This is a genomic window from Variovorax sp. 22077 (assembly GCF_052044195.1).
Classification (GTDB): Bacteria; Pseudomonadota; Gammaproteobacteria; order Burkholderiales; family Burkholderiaceae_C; genus Variovorax; species Variovorax atrisoli.
Map to the genome: position 1 here is coordinate 22,162 of NZ_JBQEQC010000002.1, position 17,832 is coordinate 39,993.

16 protein-coding genes are annotated in these 17,832 nt (G+C 66.2%); 1 reads left to right on the forward strand and 15 read right to left on the reverse strand.

From position 1 onward, the window contains the following. The first annotated feature begins 2 nt into the window (after nt 1-2). On the forward strand, nt 3-761 hold the full coding sequence (locus tag ACTJLF_RS02580) for a hypothetical protein (RefSeq protein ID WP_019652442.1): 759 nt from the start codon (nt 3-5) through the stop codon (nt 759-761). 63 nt (nt 762-824) lie between these two features. Here ACTJLF_RS02580 and ACTJLF_RS02585 read toward each other — a convergent pair whose 3' ends face one another. The 15 genes from ACTJLF_RS02585 to ispC all read right to left on the reverse strand — a co-directional run bounded on the left by ACTJLF_RS02585 (nt 825) and on the right by ispC (nt 17,810). Beyond that, nucleotides 825-1,250: a DUF4149 domain-containing protein gene (locus tag ACTJLF_RS02585; RefSeq protein ID WP_165940848.1), complete on the reverse strand. Its 426-nt coding sequence runs from the start codon at nt 1,248-1,250 to the stop codon at nt 825-827. An 11-nt stretch (nt 1,251-1,261) separates the two neighbouring features. Then, nucleotides 1,262-1,738: a transcription elongation factor GreA gene (greA, locus tag ACTJLF_RS02590; protein ID WP_019652440.1), complete on the reverse strand. Its 477-nt coding sequence runs from the start codon at nt 1,736-1,738 to the stop codon at nt 1,262-1,264. Nucleotides 1,739-1,806: 68 nt separating this feature from the next. Continuing rightward, nucleotides 1,807-2,676, reverse strand: coding sequence for a Kdo hydroxylase family protein (locus tag ACTJLF_RS02595; protein WP_132797977.1), 870 nt, complete (start codon nt 2,674-2,676; stop codon nt 1,807-1,809). Between the two features lie 14 nt (nt 2,677-2,690). Further along, entirely contained in the window at nt 2,691-5,939 is a 3,249-nt protein-coding gene (gene carB / locus ACTJLF_RS02600) for a carbamoyl-phosphate synthase large subunit (protein WP_019652438.1), read from the reverse strand. Continuing rightward, on the reverse strand, nt 5,932-7,125 hold the full coding sequence (gene carA / locus ACTJLF_RS02605) for a glutamine-hydrolyzing carbamoyl-phosphate synthase small subunit (protein WP_019652437.1): 1,194 nt from the start codon (nt 7,123-7,125) through the stop codon (nt 5,932-5,934). The genes carB and carA overlap by 8 nt, the downstream gene beginning before the upstream one ends. Nucleotides 7,126-7,266: 141 nt before the next feature. Further along, nucleotides 7,267-8,052: a TrmH family RNA methyltransferase gene (locus tag ACTJLF_RS02610; RefSeq protein WP_354408824.1), complete on the reverse strand. Its 786-nt coding sequence runs from the start codon at nt 8,050-8,052 to the stop codon at nt 7,267-7,269. 11 nt (nt 8,053-8,063) lie between these two features. Continuing rightward, nucleotides 8,064-8,789: a ribonuclease HII gene (gene rnhB, locus ACTJLF_RS02615; protein ID WP_019653463.1), complete on the reverse strand. Its 726-nt coding sequence runs from the start codon at nt 8,787-8,789 to the stop codon at nt 8,064-8,066. Then, nucleotides 8,761-9,909 carry a lipid-A-disaccharide synthase gene (lpxB, locus tag ACTJLF_RS02620; protein WP_184603589.1) on the reverse strand — a complete coding sequence of 383 codons (1,149 nt, stop codon included), beginning with the start codon at nt 9,907-9,909 and terminating at the stop codon, nt 8,761-8,763. Before lpxB ends, rnhB begins: the two co-directional genes overlap by 29 nt. 10 nt (nt 9,910-9,919) lie before the next feature. Continuing rightward, nucleotides 9,920-10,708: an acyl-ACP--UDP-N-acetylglucosamine O-acyltransferase gene (lpxA, locus tag ACTJLF_RS02625; RefSeq protein WP_019652434.1), complete on the reverse strand. Its 789-nt coding sequence runs from the start codon at nt 10,706-10,708 to the stop codon at nt 9,920-9,922. A 34-nt stretch (nt 10,709-10,742) separates the two neighbouring features. Further along, nucleotides 10,743-11,192 carry a 3-hydroxyacyl-ACP dehydratase FabZ gene (fabZ, locus tag ACTJLF_RS02630; RefSeq protein ID WP_038113972.1) on the reverse strand — a complete coding sequence of 150 codons (450 nt, stop codon included), beginning with the start codon at nt 11,190-11,192 and terminating at the stop codon, nt 10,743-10,745. Between the two features lie 23 nt (nt 11,193-11,215). Beyond that, a complete protein-coding gene (gene lpxD, locus ACTJLF_RS02635) occupies nt 11,216-12,193 on the reverse strand; it encodes a UDP-3-O-(3-hydroxymyristoyl)glucosamine N-acyltransferase (RefSeq protein WP_440882432.1) in 978 nt (325 codons plus the stop codon). Between the two features lie 14 nt (nt 12,194-12,207). Next, complete coding sequence (locus ACTJLF_RS02640; RefSeq protein WP_126181965.1) at nt 12,208-12,759, reverse strand: OmpH family outer membrane protein; 552 nt, start codon at nt 12,757-12,759, stop codon at nt 12,208-12,210. Then, on the reverse strand, nt 12,760-15,192 hold the full coding sequence (gene bamA, locus ACTJLF_RS02645; protein WP_019652430.1) for an outer membrane protein assembly factor BamA: 2,433 nt from the start codon (nt 15,190-15,192) through the stop codon (nt 12,760-12,762). 38 nt (nt 15,193-15,230) lie between these two features. Then, nucleotides 15,231-16,604: an RIP metalloprotease RseP gene (gene rseP / locus ACTJLF_RS02650; RefSeq protein ID WP_440882433.1), complete on the reverse strand. Its 1,374-nt coding sequence runs from the start codon at nt 16,602-16,604 to the stop codon at nt 15,231-15,233. 45 nt (nt 16,605-16,649) lie between these two features. Further along, nucleotides 16,650-17,810 carry a 1-deoxy-D-xylulose-5-phosphate reductoisomerase gene (gene ispC, locus ACTJLF_RS02655; protein ID WP_440882434.1) on the reverse strand — a complete coding sequence of 387 codons (1,161 nt, stop codon included), beginning with the start codon at nt 17,808-17,810 and terminating at the stop codon, nt 16,650-16,652. Between the last annotated feature and the right edge of the window lie 22 nt (nt 17,811-17,832).

Consider the following 17,832-nt stretch of genomic DNA (forward strand, 5'->3'; position numbering starts at 1 on the left):
TGGTGGCAGCCGCCGAAGGCGCTCAGCGCCACATCCTCTGCATGAAGTGGGGCACGAAGTACGGCCCCGAGTACGTCAACCGGCTCTACGCGATGGTCCGCCGCCACCTGAGTGGCGACTTCAAGTTCGTCTGTCTGACCGACGACGGCAACGGCGTGCGTCCCGAGGTGACCTGCCTGCCGATTCCGCCGCTGAACCTGCACCTGGCCCCCGGCCAGCGCGATGGCGCCTGGAAGAAGCTCACCACCTTCGAGAAGGACCTGCACGGCCTGCGCGGCCCCGCCCTCTTCCTCGACCTCGACGTGGTCGTCGTGGGCAGCCTCGACGCCTTCTTCGAGCAGCCGGGCGAGTTCCTGATCATCCACGACTACGACCGGCCCTGGCGGCGCGGCCGGATCACGGGCAACTCCTCGGTTTATCGCTTCGAGCTCGGCGCCCATGCCGATGTGCTGGCGTATTTCCGGGCCAACATGGACAAGGTCCAGGCCGAATACCGCAACGAGCAGACCTACCTGTCGGACGTGCTCCACAAGCAGGGCAAGCTGGCCTACTGGCCCGACGGCTGGTGCCCGAGCTTCAAGTACCACGGCATCCCGACCTGGCCGACCAACTACTGGGAAGAGCCCTTCGTGCCCGAAGGCGCCCGCATCATGGTGTTCCACGGCGAATGCAACCCGCCGGACGCGCTGGCGGGCCGCCGCAACCGGGCATTCCGCTTCATCAAGCCGGCTCGCTGGGTCGCGGAATACTGGAAAGAGTAGGAAGCGGCAGGCAAAAAGCGAAAGGCGGCCCGGGCCGCCTTTTTTTCTTGCTCCTACGTCGCTTCAGCCTGCAGTGCGTCCCCCGATGCGCCACAGCACTACGCCGGCGCACAGCCACTGCACGAAGTACATCCCGGTGCCCATGGCGTGCCACAGCTTGAGGTTCTCGCGCGCCACGATGCGCGGCGCCACCGCGTACTGCTGCAACAGCGCCAGCAGCAGCGCACCCAGGATGAAGAAGATGGTCGTCATCGCCGGTCCGCTCATCCGCTCGTCGGCCTTGGAGCGGAAATGGATCAGCAGGATCACCCCGCAGGCGATGGCGATCCAGCTCTGCGCCTCGAACAGCTGCGCTGCGAAATTACCCGCCACCGACGGGTTGCCCAGCTTCGCAAAGAGCATGGGCACGACCAGAAAGCCGATCGTCGTCAGGCTGCCCCACCAGAAGGCGGCCAGAATCAGCGCAATACGATCCTTCAGGTCCTTCATGCGCGCCGCGATCAGACGTAACTGACCGCCACGATCTCGTAGCGCTTGAGGCCGCCGGGAGTCTGCACTTCGGCGGTGTCGCCCTCTTCCTTGCCGATCAGCGCGCGGGCGATCGGGCTGGACACGTTGATCAGGCCCTGTTTCAGGTCGGCCTCGTCCTCGCCCACGATCTGGTACTTGACGGCATCGCCGCTGTCTTCTTCCTCGAGTTCGACGGTGGAGCCGAAAACCACCTTGCCGCCGGCGTCGAGCTCGCTGGGATCGATCACCTGCGATGCGGAAAGCTTGCCCTCGATCTCCAGGATGCGGCCTTCGATGAAGCCCTGGCGATCCTTGGCGGATTCATATTCGGCGTTCTCGCTGATGTCACCCTGCGCGCGCGCTTCGGCGATCGCATTGATGACAGCAGGACGGTCCACCGACTTGAGCCGGCGCAGTTCTTCGCGCAGCTTCTCCGCGCCGCGCTTGGTGATGGGGATGGTCGCCATGTCTAGTTTTCTCTCCATAAAGCGAAACCGCCGAACGCTGCCGTTCGGCGGTCGATGGGGGACTGCGCTCAGACGAGCGTTCGTCCTGTCAGCCGGCTCAGGATGGCGAGCGGGCTCGAAGCCGGATTGTATTGCTTGGAAGCATCCAGGTGGAGGGTCTGCTCCAGCATGAACTGGCCGGCCATCACGGCGTGCGAGGTCTGGTCCGAGAAGCAGACCCACACCGAACCCGGCGGAAACTTCGCAGTTTCCTGCGGCGAGTTTTCCTGGTAGGCCATGTCCGACTTCATGCCGTCGTGCAGCTGCAGCATCAGGTGGTCGTATTCGCTGCGGAACGACTTGGTGACGTGCAACGCCTGCAGCAGCTTCGCCTGCAGGCGCGAGTAAGGCTTGGCGCGCGGCAGGAAACGCTTCGCGATGTCTTCGAAAGGCTCGCCCACGCGCCACACCCGCGGTGCGCCGTCGGGGTTCACGTTGGTGAAGACGCGCAGGATGCGCTCGCCGTAGTTCGGCCGCGACGGGAATGCATCGACATGCAAGCGACGGTCGTCGGCACGCCACGACTGCACGCGCGTCTCGACCTGTGCCGGCCGATAGCTGGTCGGCGCGAGCCGCAGGGCCGGCGCATAGTGCGGCAGCAGCCCGTGGATGAGCTGCGTGGCCTGCGCCCTGAATCGCCCTACCATCGCTGCCGCCTTGCGCTGCACCGTCTCGTCACCCACGGCGCCCTTGAGCTTGCCGTTGGCGTCGAGGCTGATGTTGCGCACGTCGGGCGACAGCAGGCCGGGCGTGAGCAGGCTGCGCTCTTCGGGCAGCAGCTCGAAGCCCAGGCGCGGGAAGTACAGCACCTTGCCCGCCTCCAGCTCCGCGATCCACGCCTCGTTGGGCGTGGCCGCGTTCCAGTCGGTCAGGCCGAGTTCGACGAGCTGCGTTTCCATGGTCGCGATGACGCTCAGGCCGCAGCCAGTTGCGCGTGCATTTCCTGCACCGAGATCACGCCGAGCTCGTCCATGAAGCCCATGCCTTCCACCGCGGCTTCGGCGCCGAAGATCGTGGTGAAGGTGGTCACGCGGGCCTGCAGCGCCGAGGTACGGATCTGGCGCGAGTCGGTGATGGCGTTGCGGCGCTCCTCCACCGTGTTGATGACCAAGGCAATCTCGTTGTTCTTGATCATGTCCACGATGTGCGGACGGCCTTCGGTCACCTTGTTCACCGTCGCGCACTCGATGCCCGCGGCATTGATGGCAGCGGCCGTGCCCTTGGTCGCGATCAGCTCGAAGCCCAGCTTGGCCAGGCCGCGCGCCACTTCGACGGCACGTGCCTTGTCGTTGTTCTTCACCGAGATGAAGACCTTGCCCGACTTCGGCAGGTGCGTGCCCGCGCCCAGCTGCGACTTCACGAAGGCTTCGCCGAAGGTCTTGCCCACGCCCATCACTTCGCCGGTCGACTTCATCTCGGGGCCGAGGATGGTGTCCACGCCCGGGAACTTGACGAACGGGAACACGGCTTCCTTCACGCTGAAGTACGGCGGCGTCACTTCCTTCTCGATGCCCTGCGACTTCAGGGACTGGCCGGCCATGCAGCGTGCCGCCACCTTGGCGAGCTGGATGCCGGTGGCCTTGCTCACGTAGGGCACGGTGCGCGATGCACGCGGGTTCACTTCGAGCACGTAGATGACGTCCTTGCCGTCCTTCTGCTGGATGGCGAACTGCACGTTCATCAGGCCGACCACGTTCAGCGCGGCCGCCATGGCGGCGCTCTGGCGCTTGAGCTCGGCCACCGTCTCGGCGCTCAGGCTGTACGGAGGCAGCGAGCAAGCGGAGTCGCCCGAGTGCACCCCGGCCTGCTCGATGTGTTCCATCACGCCGCCGATGAGCGTCTGGCCCTCGGCGTCGCGCAGGCAGTCGACGTCGCATTCGACCGCGTCGTTCAGGAAGCGGTCGAGCAGCACCGGCGAGTCGTTGCTGACCTTGACGGCCTCGCGCATGTAGCGCTCGAGGTCGCGCTGCTCGTGCACGATTTCCATCGCACGGCCGCCCAGCACGTAGCTCGGACGCACCACCAGCGGGTAGCCCAGTTCGGAGGCCTTCTCGAGCGCCTCGGCTTCGGTGCGCGCGGTGGCGTTCGGCGGCTGCAGCAGCTTGAGCTCGTGCAGCAGCTTCTGGAAGCGCTCGCGGTCTTCCGCGGCGTCGATCATGTCGGGCGAAGTGCCGATGATCGGCACGCCGTTGGCCTCGAGGTCGAGCGCGAGCTTCAGCGGCGTCTGGCCGCCGTACTGCACGATCACGCCCAGGGGCTTTTCGCGGTCGACGATCTCGAGCACGTCTTCCAGCGTCAGCGGCTCGAAGTACAGGCGGTCGGACGTGTCGTAGTCGGTCGACACGGTCTCGGGGTTGCAGTTGACCATGATGGTCTCGTAGCCGTCCTCGCGCATGGCAAGCGCGGCGTGCACGCAGCAGTAGTCGAACTCGATGCCCTGGCCGATGCGGTTGGGACCGCCGCCGAGCACCATGATCTTCTTCTTGTCGCTCGGATCGGCCTCGCACTCGTCCTCGTAGGTCGAGTACATGTAGGCCGTGTTGGTGGCGAACTCGGCCGCACAGGTGTCCACGCGCTTGTAGACCGGGCGCACGCCCAGGGCGCGGCGCTTTTCGCGGATGGCGGTGTCGGTCGTGCGCAGCTGCTTGGCCAGGCGGCGGTCGGAGAAGCCCTTCTGCTTCAGCAGGCGCAGCGTGGCGGCGTCGATGTCGTCGAGCGACTTGGTTTCCAGCTCGAGCTCGATCTTCACGATCTCCTCGATCTGCACCAGGAACCACGGATCGATCTTCGTGAGCGCGAACACCTCCTCGACGCTCATGCCCTGGGCGAAGGCATCGCCCACGTACCAGATGCGCTCGGGGCCGGGCTCGCCCAGTTCCTTCTCGAGCACTTCGCGGTCCTGCGTCTTCTCGTTCATGCCGTCGACGCCGACTTCGAGGCCGCGCAGCGCCTTCTGGAACGACTCCTGGAAGGTGCGACCCATGGCCATCACCTCGCCCACAGACTTCATCTGCGTGGTGAGGCGCGAATCGGCCTGCGGGAACTTCTCGAATGCGAAGCGCGGGATCTTGGTGACGACGTAGTCGATCGAGGGCTCGAACGACGCCGGCGTGGCGCCGCCGGTGATCTCGTTGCGCAGCTCGTCGAGCGTGTAGCCCACGGCCAGCTTGGCCGCGACCTTGGCGATCGGGAAGCCGGTGGCCTTGGAGGCCAGCGCCGACGAACGCGACACGCGCGGGTTCATCTCGATGACGACCATGCGGCCGTCCTTCGGATTGATCGAGAACTGCACGTTAGAGCCGCCGGTGTCCACGCCGATCTCGCGCAGCACGGCCAGCGAGGCGTTGCGCAGGATCTGGTATTCCTTGTCGGACAGCGTCTGCGCGGGTGCCACGGTGATCGAGTCGCCGGTGTGCACGCCCATCGGGTCGAGGTTCTCGATGGAGCAGACGATGATGCAGTTGTCGGCCTTGTCGCGCACGACCTCCATCTCGTACTCCTTCCAGCCGAGCAGCGACTCTTCGATCAGCAGCTCGTTGGTCGGCGAGGCTTCGATGCCGCGCTTGCAGATGGTCTCGAACTCTTCCGGGTTGTAGGCGATGCCGCCGCCGGTGCCGCCGAGCGTGAAGCTGGGGCGGATCACCGTCGGGAAGCCAACGTGCTTCTGCACCGCCCAGGCCTCGTCCATGGAGTGCGCGATGCCGGAGCGGGCGGAGCCCAGTCCGATCTTGGTCATCGCGTCCTTGAACTTCAGGCGGTCTTCCGCCTTGTCGATGGCTTCGGGCGTGGCGCCGATCAGCTCGACGGGCTTGTTGGTGGATGCGCCCGTGTACTTGTCGAGCACGCCGTTTCGCCACAGGTCGAGCGCGCAATTCAGCGCGGTCTGGCCGCCCATGGTCGGCAGGATCGCGTCGGGGCGTTCCTTGGCGATGATCTTCTCGACCGTCTGCCAGGTGATGGGCTCGATGTAGGTGACGTCGGCCGTGGCCGGGTCGGTCATGATCGTCGCGGGGTTGCTGTTGATCAGGATGACCTTGTAGCCTTCTTCGCGCAGCGCCTTGCAGGCCTGCACGCCGGAGTAGTCGAACTCGCAGGCCTGGCCGATGATGATCGGGCCGGCGCCGATGATGAGGATCGATTTGAGGTCTGTGCGCTTAGGCATTCTCTTTCTCCGTCTTTTCCGTCTTGTTCTTTTCCATGAGTGCCGTAAAGCGATCGAACAGGTAGCCGATGTCGTGCGGGCCCGGCGAGGCTTCGGGGTGGCCCTGGAAGCAGAAGGCGGGCTTGTCGGTGCGTGCCAGGCCCTGCAGCGTGTTGTCGAACAGGCTGATGTGGGTGGGTCGCAGGTTGGCCGGCAGCGACTTCTCGTCGACCGCGAAACCGTGGTTCTGGCTGGTGATGCTCACGCGGCCGTTGTCGAGGTCCTTCACCGGGTGGTTCGCCCCGTGGTGGCCGAACTTCATCTTGAAGGTCTTGGCGCCGGAGGCCAGCGCCATGATCTGGTGGCCCAGGCAGATGCCGAAGGTCGGGATGCCGGTCTCGATCAGCTCCTTGACGGCGCTGATGGCGTAGTCGCAGGGCTCCGGGTCGCCGGGGCCGTTGGCCAGGAAGATGCCGTCCGGCTTGAGCTTGAGCACATCGGCCGCGGGCGTCTGCGCCGGCACCACGGTGATGCGCGCGCCGCGCTGGGCGATCATGCGCAGGATGTTCTTCTTGACGCCGTAGTCGAAAGCCACGACGTGGAAGCGCGGCGTGATCTGCACGCCGTAGCCCGCGCCCAGCTTCCACTCGGTCTCGGTCCACTCGTAGGTCTGCTTGACCGACACCACCTTCGCCAGGTCGAGGCCCGCCATGCTCGGCGCGGCCTTGGCGGAGGCGATGGCCTTGTCGATCAGCGCCTGCGTCACGGTCTCGCCCGCGGCCAGGCCGAGGATGCAGCCGTTCTGCGCACCGTTGGTTCGCAGGTGGCGGGTGAGCTTGCGGGTGTCGATGTTCGCGATGGCCACGGTGTTGCCGGACACGAGGTACTCGGTCAGCGTGGCGGTCTTGCGGAAGTTGGAGGCGACGAGGGGCAGGTCCTTGATGATCAGGCCCGCGGCATGGATCTTGTCGGCTTCGATGTCCTCGCCGTTGACGCCGTAGTTGCCGATGTGCGGATACGTGAGCGTCACGATCTGCTGGCAGTAGCTCGGGTCGGTGAGGATTTCCTGGTAGCCGGTCATGGCGGTGTTGAACACCACTTCACCGGTCGTGGAGCCGGTGGCTCCGATCGAGTTGCCGAGAAAGACCGTGCCGTCTGCGAGCGCCAGGATGGCGGGCGGGAAACTTCCCTTGAGAGACAAAAGCACTGGGTTCTCCGGATGGTTACGGTCGCCCGGAGCCTCAGGCGCGTGCCTGGGGACTGCTGCTTAAGGGGAAGATGGCGTTGTAGGCGGCCGGGCGACGCTGATTTGCGAGTAAGCCCCCGATTGTAGCCCGGACTGGGTGTGTTATTTGGCCAGCAGGGCTGCTCCGCTCGCATGGAGGCAGATCGCGGCCGCGGCGGCCACGTTCAGCGACTCCTCACCGCCTGGCTGGGCGATCCGGATGTGGTGCGAAGCCCGTGCCTCCAGCGCCGCCGAGACGCCCTGCCCTTCATGCCCCATCAACCAGGCACAGGGATGGGGCAATTCGGCCCTGTGCAGCCAGTCGCCGCGGTGGGAGCTGGTGGCGACCAGCGGCACCTTCAGGCCATCGAGCGCGTCGGCGTCCACGCCTTCGATAAGCCGCAGGCCGAAATGCGCCCCCATGCCGGCGCGCAGCACCTTGGGCGCCCACAGCGCGGCCGTGCCCTTTAGCGCGATCACCTGGGCGAAGCCGAACGCCGCGGCGCTGCGCAGGATGGAGCCGGCGTTGCCGGCGTCCTGGAGGCGGTCGAGCACGACGCTGGGCGCATCCGCAAGCAGCTCGGGCCGAGACGGCACATCGAGCACGAAGCCCATCGGCGCCGGCGATTCCAGGCCGCTGATGTCGCGCAGGAGGTTGTCGGCAACCACTACGGTTTTGATAGCACCAGCCGACCACTCGGCCGGCGCCTTGGGCCAGAACGACTCCGAGAACACCGCCACGGCGGGCTTGACGCCCCGCGCCAGCGCAGCCCGGCAAAGATGATCGCCTTCGAGCCAGATCCGTCCCAGCTTGCGATAGGCGCCCGGGTCCTGCGCGAGCTTGCGCAGGTCTTTGAGGAGCGGGTTGTCGCGCGAGCTGATGTGGCTGGCGCCGGTGTCGGAAGTCATCGGGGCAAGGCTCAGGGGGCTGCGCGAAGCTCGGGCCGCGACACTTCGATGGCGCCGAGGCCCATCGGCGGCTGGCCGTCGGTTTCGACGGGCAGCGCCACCTTCAAGGTTCCACCGGTACGTGCCAGCGCCGCCGCCACCGGGCTGAAAGACTTGCGGTGGTGCACGCAGGCGCCATGGCGCTGCAGCGCCTCCAGGTGTTCGGGCGTGCCGTAGCCCTTGTGGCCGGCGAAGCCGTAGTGCGGGAACTCGACGTGCAGCTGCTCGCAAAGCCGGTCGCGGTGCACCTTCGCGAGGATCGACGCGGCCGAGATCGCCTTGACCCGCGCATCGCCCTTGACGATGGCCTCGGCCAGCACGTCGAGCGTCGGCAGGCGGTTGCCGTCGACCAGCACCTTCGCCGGCCTGAGCCGCAGCCCTTCGACGGCCCGGCGCATCGCCAGCATGGTCGCCTGCAGGATGTTGTGGGTGTCGATCTCCTCGACGGTGGCCTGCGCGATGGAGCAGCACAGCGCCTTGGCCAGGATCTGGTCGTGCAGGCGTTCGCGCTGCAGGGCCGTGAGCGTCTTGGAATCCGCGAGACCGCGGATAGGCCGCAGGTCGTCGAGGATCACGGCGGCCGCCACCACCGGCCCGGCCAGGGGGCCCCGGCCCGCCTCGTCGACACCGGCGATCAGGCCGGGCGCGTCCCACGCCAGCGGGGCCTGCTCAGCCTTCAAGAACTTTCTGGATCGCATCGGCGCAAAGTGTGGGCGTATCGCGCTGCAATTGCACATGCAGCTCTGAAAATCTTTGTTGCAGTGCCCGGGTCTTCTCCGGCGCATCGAGCCAGTCGAGGGTGGCGCGGGCAAGTGCCTCGGGCGTGGCGGCTTCCTGCAGCAACTCGGGCACCACGAAGTCCCGGCACAGGATGTTGGGCAATCCCACCCAGGGCTGCAGCTGCTTGCGCTGCATCAGGCGCCACGAGAGCGCGTTCATGTTGTAGGCGATGACCATCGGCCGCTTGAACAGCGCCGCCTCGAGCGTGGCGGTACCGCTGGCGATCAGCGTGGCGTCGCAGGCGGCCAGCACGGCATGCGACTGGCCGTCGAGCAGCTTGACGCGGCCGGCCATGCCGCTGGCCTGCAGCAGGGTTTCGACTTCGGCACGCAGGCCCGGGATGATCGGAGCTACGAACTGCAGCGCCGGTCGCTCCTTCTGCATCAGCGCCGCAGCGGCGAAGAAGCGGGCGGCCAGGTAGCGGATCTCCGAACGGCGGCTGCCCGGCAGCAGGGCCACGACCGGCGCATCGGGCGCCAGGCCGATCGCCGCACGCGCGCCGGCGCGGTCGGGCACCATCGGAATGACGTTGGCGACGGGGTGGCCGACATAGCTCGCGGCGACCCCCTTCTCCGCCAACAGTTCGGGCTCGAAGGGGAAGATGCACAACACGTGGTCGGCTGCGGCGCGGATCTTCTCGATGCGCTCGGGCCGCCAGGCCCAGATCGACGGGCAGACGAAGTGCACCGTCTTCATGCCCTGGCTGCGCAGGCCGGCCTCGAGGTCGAGGTTGAAATCGGGCGCGTCGACGCCGATGAAGAGCTGAGGCCGCTCCTGCAGCAGCCGCGCCTTGAGCTGTCGGCGGATGCCGGCGATCTCGGCGTAGTGCCGCAGCACCTCGATGTAGCCGCGCACCGCGAGCTTCTCCTGCGGCCACCAGCTCTGGAAGCCGTGGGCCAGCATGCGTGGGCCGCCGATACCGGCGGTCTGGAGATCAGGCCAGCGCGCCAGCAGGCCGTCGAGCAGCAGGCCGGCGAGCAGGTCACCGGACGCTTCGCCCGCGACCAGCGCGAAGCGTCGCTGTCCGTCGTTCTGCATGGCCGTCACTTCAGCGCGCGATGCCGCGCGTCGAATTGGCGAGGAAGGATTCCATCAGCGCGACGTCGCCGGCCGCCTCGGGCATTTCGGTCGCGAGTGCGGCGATGCCTGCCCGCGCCTCGTCGAGCGTCTTGCCCTGGCGGTACAGCAGGCGGTGCATCTGCTTCACCGCCGCGATCCGCTCGGCGGAGAAATCGCGCCGGCGCAGGCCGACGATGTTGAAGCCGCGCACCGCCAGCGGATTGCCATCGACCAGCATGAAAGGCGGCACGTCCTGCGTGACCGCGCTCGCGAAGCCCAGCATGGCGTGGGCGCCCACGGAGACGAACTGGTGGATGCCCGTGAGCCCGCCGACCGTGACCCAGTCGGCCAGGTGCACGTGCCCGGCCAGCGTCGTGTTGTTGGCCAGCGTGGTGTGGTCGTCCACACGGCAGTCGTGGGCGATGTGCGTGTAGGCCATGATCCAGTTGTCGTTGCCGACACGCGTCACGCCACCTGCCCCGGGCACGCCGAGGTTGAAGGTGCAGAACTCGCGGATCACGTTGCGGTCGCCGATGACGAGCTCGGTCGGCTCGCCGGCGTATTTCTTGTCCTGCGGAACGGCGCCGAGCGACGAGAACTGGAAGATCCTGTTGTCGCGCCCGATGGTGGTGCGCCCCTCGATCACGCAGTGCGCGCCGATGGTGGTGCCCGCGCCGATCCGCACGTGCGGACCGATCACGGCATAGGGCCCGACCGACACCGAGGCGTCGAGCTGTGCCTGGGGGTCGACGATGGCCGTCGAGTGAACCTGGGTCATGCCTTGTGGATGAGCGACTGGCTGCGGCCGGCCATCAGTTGATCTGGCGCATGGCGCACATCAGCGACGCCTCGCAGGCGAGTTCGCTGCCCACCAGGGCCCGGCCCTTGAACTTGGAAATGCCCGCCTTCATGCGCTCGATCTCGACTTCGAGGGTCAGCTGGTCGCCCGGCTCCACGGGGCGCTTGAAGCGGGCACCGTCGATCGCGGCGAAGTAGTAGACGGTGTTGTCGTCCGGCACGATGTCCAGCGAATGGAACGACAGCAGCGCCGCCGCCTGCGCCATCGCTTCGAGCATCAGCACGCCCGGCATCACAGGGCGGTGCGGGAAGTGGCCGTTGAAAAACGGCTCGTTCATCGTCACGTTCTTGAGCGCCGTGATGCGCTTGCCCTTTTCCATGTCCAGCACGCGGTCCACCAGCAGGAACGGGTAGCGGTGAGGCAGCAGCTTGAGGATTTGATGGATATCGAGCGTCGTCGTCATGATTTTCTGTTCCTGCATCGTCGTCATTTTTTCGAGGGAGCCTTCTCCAGCGCCTTCAGTCGTTCGCGCAGGCTGTGCAACTGCTTGAGCGTTGCCGCATTCTTTTCCCAGTTCGCATTGTCATCGATGGGAAACATGCCGGTGTATTGGCCGGCCTTGTGGATGGAACGGGTGACCACGGTCGCGGCCGACACGTGCACGCCGTCGGCGACGGTCAGGTGCCCCAGCACGATGGCACCGCCACCGAAGGTGCATCCGGCACCGATGTTCGCGCTGCCGGCCACGCCGACGCAACCCGCCATGGCCGTGTTCCTGCCGACCCGCACGTTGTGGCCGATCTGGATCAGGTTGTCGAGCTTCACGCCGTCTTCGATGACGGTGTCGTCCAGCGCGCCGCGGTCGATGCAGGTGTTGGCGCCGATCTCGACGTCGTTACCGATGCGCACCGCGCCGAGCTGCTCGATCTTGACCCAGCGCCCCTCGTGCGGGGCGAGCCCGAAGCCGTCGGCACCGATCACCACGCCTGGATGCAGCAGGCATCGTTCACCGATGACGCAGTCCTCGCTGACCGTCACGCGCGACTTCAGCACGGTGCCCGCACCGATGCGGGCGCCCCGCTCCACCACGCACAGCGCGCCGATGCGCGCCGTGGCGTCGACCTGCGCTTCAGGGTGGATCACCGCGCTGGGATGGATGCGGTCGGCCTCCGGACGCGCGTGATGCGACTTCCAGAGCTGCGTGAGACGGGCGAAGTAGAGATACGGATCAGGCGTGACGATGTAGGCGCCGCGCGCCGCGGCCGCCTCCCGCATGGCGGGCGACACGATCACGCAGGCGGCCTTGGAGGCCGCCAGCTCCTGCTGGTATTTGGGATGGCTCAGGAAGCTGAGCGCATCGGGCTGCGCATTCTGGAGCGGCGCAAGCCGCTCGATGGACAGCGCCGCATCGCCATGAAGCTCGCCCCCAAGGGCGTCGACAATGGCTCCGAGCTGCAGTGACACGCCGGTTCGCGGCGTTACTTGCCGGCCGCGGGCGCAGGAGAAGCGACGGACGCGTTCAGCGCCTTGATCACCTTGTCGGTGATGTCGTGCTTCGGATTGATGTAGATCGCTTCCTGCAGGATGGCGTCGTACTTCTCGGCTTCAGCCACCTGCTTCACCACGCGGTTGGCGCGCTCGTAGACCTGCTGGAGCTCCTCGTTCTTGCGCGCGTTGAGGTCTTCCTGGAACTCACGGCGCTTGCGCTGGAAATCGCGGTCCTGATCCACCAGCGCGCGCTGGCGGGCGACACGTTGCGACTCGGCCAGGGTCGGCGCCTCGCGCTCGAATTTTTCCGATGCGGCCTTCAGGGCATCGCCCTGCGCCGTCAGGTCCTTCTCGCGCTTGAGGAATTCCGCCTCGAGTTTCGCCTGGGCGTTCTTGGCCGGCTGCGCCTCACGCAGCACGCGGTCCGGATTCACGAAGCCGATGCGAAAGGTTTCCTGCGCCTGGGCCTGGGCCGGAGCCGCGCCAAGTGCAAAAACGGGAATCAACAACGCGCCGGCCGCGGCGCGAATCAAATGCTTCATTTAGAAAGACGTTCCGATCTGGAATTGGAGGCGCTGGATTCTATCCTTGGGGATATAGCCCGCCGTGAAGGGTTGTCCCACTTCCTTCTGGGACCTGACCGGGAAGGCATAGGCGAGGCGCAGCGGACCCAGCGGCGAAATCCAGCTGATACCCAGGCCGACCGAGGCCCGCAGCTTCTTCTCGGCACTCCATTGTTCGTCGGTCACGCCGGGCGCCCGGGTGCCGAACACGTTGCCGATGTCGAAGAAGCCATACAGACGCAGGGTGCGGTCGTTGCCGGCACCCGGGAACGGAGTGCTCAGCTCGGCGTTGAAGATCGCCTTCTTCGTACCGCCGATGGCCGCGCCTTCGCTCTGGAGGAACAGCGGGGCGTCGCGCGGGCCGAGCGAGTTCTGCTCGAAGCCGCGCACCGAACCCAGGCCACCCGCGTAGAAGTTCTTGAAGATCGGGTAGACCTTGTTGCCGAAGGCCTTGGCATAGCCGACTTCGCCGTTGATCGAGAACGTGTACTGCTTGTTGATCGCGAAGAACTGCTGGTACTGGTAGTTCGTCTTGACGTACTTCATGTCACCGGCGGCGCCGACTTCGAGGTTGGCACGTTGCAGGCGACCTGTGGTCGGGATCAGGGCACTGTCGCGGCTGTCGCGGCCCCAGCCGACGCTCAGCGGGACGCCCCAGACGCTCTTCTGGCTGCAGTTCACCACCAGCAGGCCCGTGGCGTCCTTCTGGCATCCGAAGTAATTGAGGTACGACGGCGGCGTATACAGGCCGGAGAAAGCAGTCGAGCTGTTCGGGTCGAACGCATAGCGCTCCAGACCGATGCCGAAGAAGACGGTGTCGACTTCGCTGAACGGCACGCCGAAACGGATGGAGGCGCCCTGGTTCACCAGCTTGTAGTCACCGTCGGTGGAGGTCTGGTACGGACGCGTCGTCGTGTGATAGATGCTGAACGTGCGCGAAATGCCGTCCGCCGTGAAGTACGGATCGGTTGCGGTCAGCGACAGCGTACGGTTGTACTTGCTGGTGTTGACCTGCACGCCCAGGAAGTTGCCCGAGCCGAACACGTTCTCCTGCGAGATGCCGAAGGTCAGTGCGACCTTTTCGGCGCTGGAGTAGCCGGCGCCGAGCTGCAGGCTGCCGGTGGGCTTCTCGACCACGCTGACGGTCAGGTCCACCTGGTCCGGCGAGCCGGGCACTTCCTGGGTGTCGACGTTGACTTCGGTGAAGAAGCCCAGGCGGTCCACGCGATCGCGGGACAGCTTGATCTTGTCGCCGTCGTACCAGGAGGCCTCGTACTGGCGGAATTCGCGGCGGATCACCTCGTCGCGGGTCTTGTTGTTGCCGCCGACGGAAACGCGGCGAACGTAGACGCGGCGCGAGGGCTCGGCCTGCAGCGTGAGGGCCACACGGTTGTTGACGCGGTCGATCTCGGGACGCGCCTGCACGCGCGCGAAGGCGTAGCCGAAGGTGCCGAAGTAGTCGTTGAAGGCCTTGGTGGTCTCGGTGACCTGTTCGCCGTTGTAGGGCTCACCCGGCTTGATGGTGATCAGCGACTTGAACTCGTCGTCGCGGCCGAGGTAGTTGCCGTCGAGCTTGACGCTCGACACCACGAACTTCTCGCCTTCGGTGATGTTGACGGTCACCGTCAGGTCCTTGCGGTCCGGCGAGATCGCGACCTGGGTCGAGTCGATGCGGAACTCGAGATAGCCGCGCGTGATGTAGTACGAGCGCAGGGTTTCGAGGTCGGCGTTGAGCTTGGTGCGCGAATACTGGTTCGACTTCGTGTACCAGCTCATGAAGCCGCCGCTGTCCTGGTCGAACAGGCTCAGCAGCGTCGATTCGCTGAAGGCCTTGTTGCCCACCACGCGCACTTCGCGGATGCGGGCCGACTCGCCTTCGGTCACGGTGAAGGTCAGGTTGACGCGGTTGCGCTCGATCGGCGTGACGGTGGTCACGACCTGCGCGTTGTACAGGCTGCGGCTCACGTACTGACGCTTGAGCTCCTGCTCGGCGCGGTCGGCCAGAGCCTTGTCGTAGGGCCGGCCATCGGCAAGGCCGACTTCGCGCAGTGCCTTCTGCAGCGCGGCCTTGTCGAACTCCTTGGTGCCGACGAAGTCGACGTCGGCGATGGTCGGGCGCTCTTCCACGATGACCACCAGCACGTTGCCGTTCACGTCGATGCGAACGTCCTTGAACAACCCCAGATCGAACAGCGCGCGAATGGCGGCGGAACCGCGCTCGTCGCTGTAGGTATCGCCCACGCGCAGCGGCAGCGACGCGAAGACCGTACCGGCCTCGACGCGCTGCAGACCTTCGACGCGGATGTCGCGCACCGTGAAGGGTTCGACGGCCCAGGCGGCCGAAGCTGCAAGCGCACTTGCAACCACCGCGACAACGCTACGCAGGCGAAAGCGACTGAAGTTTTTGTTCATCTGTGAATTGAGCCGGCACGGAAAGGGCCGGCAGAAAGTTAACCAAAGAGCCGCGTGACGTCGTTGAAGAGTGCGACCGACATCATGACCAGCAACAGGGCCACACCCCCGCGCTGAAGCCGTTCCATCCAGGCGTCGGAGACGCTCTTGCCGGTCAGGCCCTCCCAAAGATAATACATCAGGTGTCCTCCATCGAGGACCGGCAGCGGCATGAGATTGAGCACCCCGAGGCTCACGCTGATGAGCGCCAGGAACACCAGGTACTGGGTCAATCCGAGGCTCGCGGACTTGCCTGCGTAGTCGGCGATCGTGAGAGGACCGCTGAGATTCTTGATCGACGCTTCGCCGATGACCATCTTGCCCATCATGCGAACGGTCAGCGCGGACACCTCCCAGGTGCGCACCACGCCACGCCAGATGCCATCGATCACCCCCTGGCGCACAGTCACCATTTCAGCCGGTGCGCCGACATAGGCGCCCACACGCCCCACCTTGGCGCCGCCCTCTTCGCGAACCTCGGGCTTCACGTCGATGGTGAGCGGACGGCCGCCGCGCTCGATCTGCCAGGCCTGCGTGCGCGGCTGGCCGTTGTCGACCGATGCGCGGATCGCTTCGCGCAATTGCTGGCCATCGATGATCGCCGTGGCGCCGATGGCGCGGACCACGTCGCCCTTGAGCAGGCCGGCCGACTCGGCTGCACTGCCCTTCATGACCTCTCCGATCTCGGGCCGGGTCAGAGGTGCCAGCACGCCGATCTTGCGGAACATCTGCGGATCGGCGTCCCTGGCCTCCATGCGGCTCAGCGGAAGCACCAGTTCACGTGCAGGCCGACCGCCCTCGCCCGCGACCTCGATGGTCAGGTCCCGGCCGTCGAGCGCACCGCGCGTCATGCGCCAGCGCAGATCCTCGAAGGACTGGACCGGCGTCAGGTCGCCGTCGAAACCGGCACGGGTGATGTGCTCGCCGCCCTTCAGGCCGGCCGATTCGGCGATCGAGCCCGCCACCGGGCGCGCCAACGTGGCAACAGGCTCCTGCACGCCGATCCAGTTGACCGCCGTGTAGAGCACCACCGCCAGCAGCAGGTTGGCGATCGGCCCGGCCGCCACGATGGCCGCACGCGAACGCAGGGGCTGGGTATTGAAGGCGCGGTGGCGTTCCTCGGGCGCGACGGGACCTTCGCGCTCGTCGAGCATCTTGACGTAACCACCGAAGGGAAATGCGCCGATCACGAACTCGGTCTTCTGGCCCGGATGTTGCCGTTTCGGCTCCCATCGGAGAAGCGCCCTGCCGAAACCGACGGAGAAACGCTCCACCTTGACGCCACAGGCCACCGCGACGCGGTAATGGCCGTACTCATGCACCGCGATCAGGACACCGAGTGCAACCACAAAGGCTATGACAGTAAGCAGCATCGGGGTCCTTGCTTTTCGGGGAAAGGCGTCGCTCGGTCAGGTACTTCAGGCAGCGAATCGCAGGGCCGCGGCATTGGCTGCCGCCCGGGCGCTGGCGTCGATCGCCAGCAGGTCGGCCAGCGATGCCGGCTTGGAGGGAGCCACTCTTTCCAAAGTTTCCATGTTGACTGCATGTATGCAATCGAACCGCAAACGGCGGGCAAGGAAGGCCTCGACCGCGACTTCGTTGGCAGCGTTGAGCACCGCAGTCGTGCCCGGCGCGGCTCGCAAGGCGTGCCAGGCCAGGCCCAGCCCCGGAAAGAGCGCCGAATCGGGCGACTCGAAGGTGAGCGAGCCCATCTGGCGGAAGTCGAGCCGCGCTGCGCCGCTTTCGACGCGCTCGGGCCAGGCCAGGCCTACCGCGATCGGCACACGCATGTCGGGCGTGCCGAGCTGGGCGATGACGGAGGCGTCGGTGAACTGAACCATCGAGTGCACCACGCTCTGCGGATGGATGACCACCTCGATCTGCTCAGGCGACACGCCGAACAGATGGCGCGCCTCGATCACCTCGAGCGCCTTGTTCATCATGGTGGCCGAATCGACCGAGATCTTGCGGCCCATCACCCAGTTCGGATGCGCACAAGCCTGCTCGGGCGTCACCGTCCGGAGGGTCTCGGGCGCGCGGGTACGGAACGGGCCGCCCGAGGCGGTCAGGATGATCTTGTCGATGCGCCGCGCCCACGTGGATGGGTCCTCGGGCAGCGACTGGAAGATGGCCGAATGCTCGCTGTCGATGGGCAGCAGCGTCGCCCCGCCCTCACGCACAGTACGCATGAAGAGCTCGCCGCCGACGACGAGCGCCTCCTTGTTGGCCAGCAGCAGCCGCTTGCCGGCGCGCGCCGCGGCCAGGCACGGCCCCAGGCCGGCAGCGCCGACGATGGCGGCCATCACGGCATCGGTTTCGTCGTGCGACGCTATCGTTTCAAGAGCATCGTCGCCCATCAGCACGACCGTCTTCAGGCCGTTCTGCTTCAGCTTCTCGGCCAGCAGCGCGGCGTGCGGCGCACTGGCCATCACCGCGAATTTCGGGGAGAACTGCGCGCACTGCGCCAACAGCTCGTCGACCCGGGTGGCCGCGGAAAGCGCGAAAACCTCGAATTGCTCCGGGTGGCGCGAAATGACGTCGAGCGTGCTCACACCGACCGAACCGGTCGATCCGAGCACCGTAACGCGTTGTCTTCTGGAT

What these genes read in the sequence shown, in the direction of transcription:
- ACTJLF_RS02585 (WP_165940848.1), bottom strand. Translation starts at nt 1,250, where the DNA reads ATGAAGGACCTGAAGGATCGTATTGCGCTGATTCTGGCCGCCTTCTGG.
- greA (WP_019652440.1), bottom strand. Translation starts at nt 1,738, where the DNA reads ATGGCGACCATCCCCATCACCAAGCGCGGCGCGGAGAAGCTGCGCGAA.
- ACTJLF_RS02595 (WP_132797977.1), bottom strand. Translation starts at nt 2,676, where the DNA reads ATGGAAACGCAGCTCGTCGAACTCGGCCTGACCGACTGGAACGCGGCC.
- carB (WP_019652438.1), bottom strand. Translation starts at nt 5,939, where the DNA reads ATGCCTAAGCGCACAGACCTCAAATCGATCCTCATCATCGGCGCCGGC.
- ACTJLF_RS02610 (WP_354408824.1), bottom strand. Translation starts at nt 8,052, where the DNA reads ATGACTTCCGACACCGGCGCCAGCCACATCAGCTCGCGCGACAACCCG.
- rnhB (WP_019653463.1), bottom strand. Translation starts at nt 8,789, where the DNA reads ATGCGATCCAGAAAGTTCTTGAAGGCTGAGCAGGCCCCGCTGGCGTGG.
- lpxB (WP_184603589.1), bottom strand. Translation starts at nt 9,909, where the DNA reads ATGCAGAACGACGGACAGCGACGCTTCGCGCTGGTCGCGGGCGAAGCG.
- lpxA (WP_019652434.1), bottom strand. Translation starts at nt 10,708, where the DNA reads ATGACCCAGGTTCACTCGACGGCCATCGTCGACCCCCAGGCACAGCTC.
- fabZ (WP_038113972.1), bottom strand. Translation starts at nt 11,192, where the DNA reads ATGACGACGACGCTCGATATCCATCAAATCCTCAAGCTGCTGCCTCAC.
- ACTJLF_RS02640 (WP_126181965.1), bottom strand. Translation starts at nt 12,759, where the DNA reads ATGAAGCATTTGATTCGCGCCGCGGCCGGCGCGTTGTTGATTCCCGTT.
- bamA (WP_019652430.1), bottom strand. Translation starts at nt 15,192, where the DNA reads ATGAACAAAAACTTCAGTCGCTTTCGCCTGCGTAGCGTTGTCGCGGTG.
- rseP (WP_440882433.1), bottom strand. Translation starts at nt 16,604, where the DNA reads ATGCTGCTTACTGTCATAGCCTTTGTGGTTGCACTCGGTGTCCTGATC.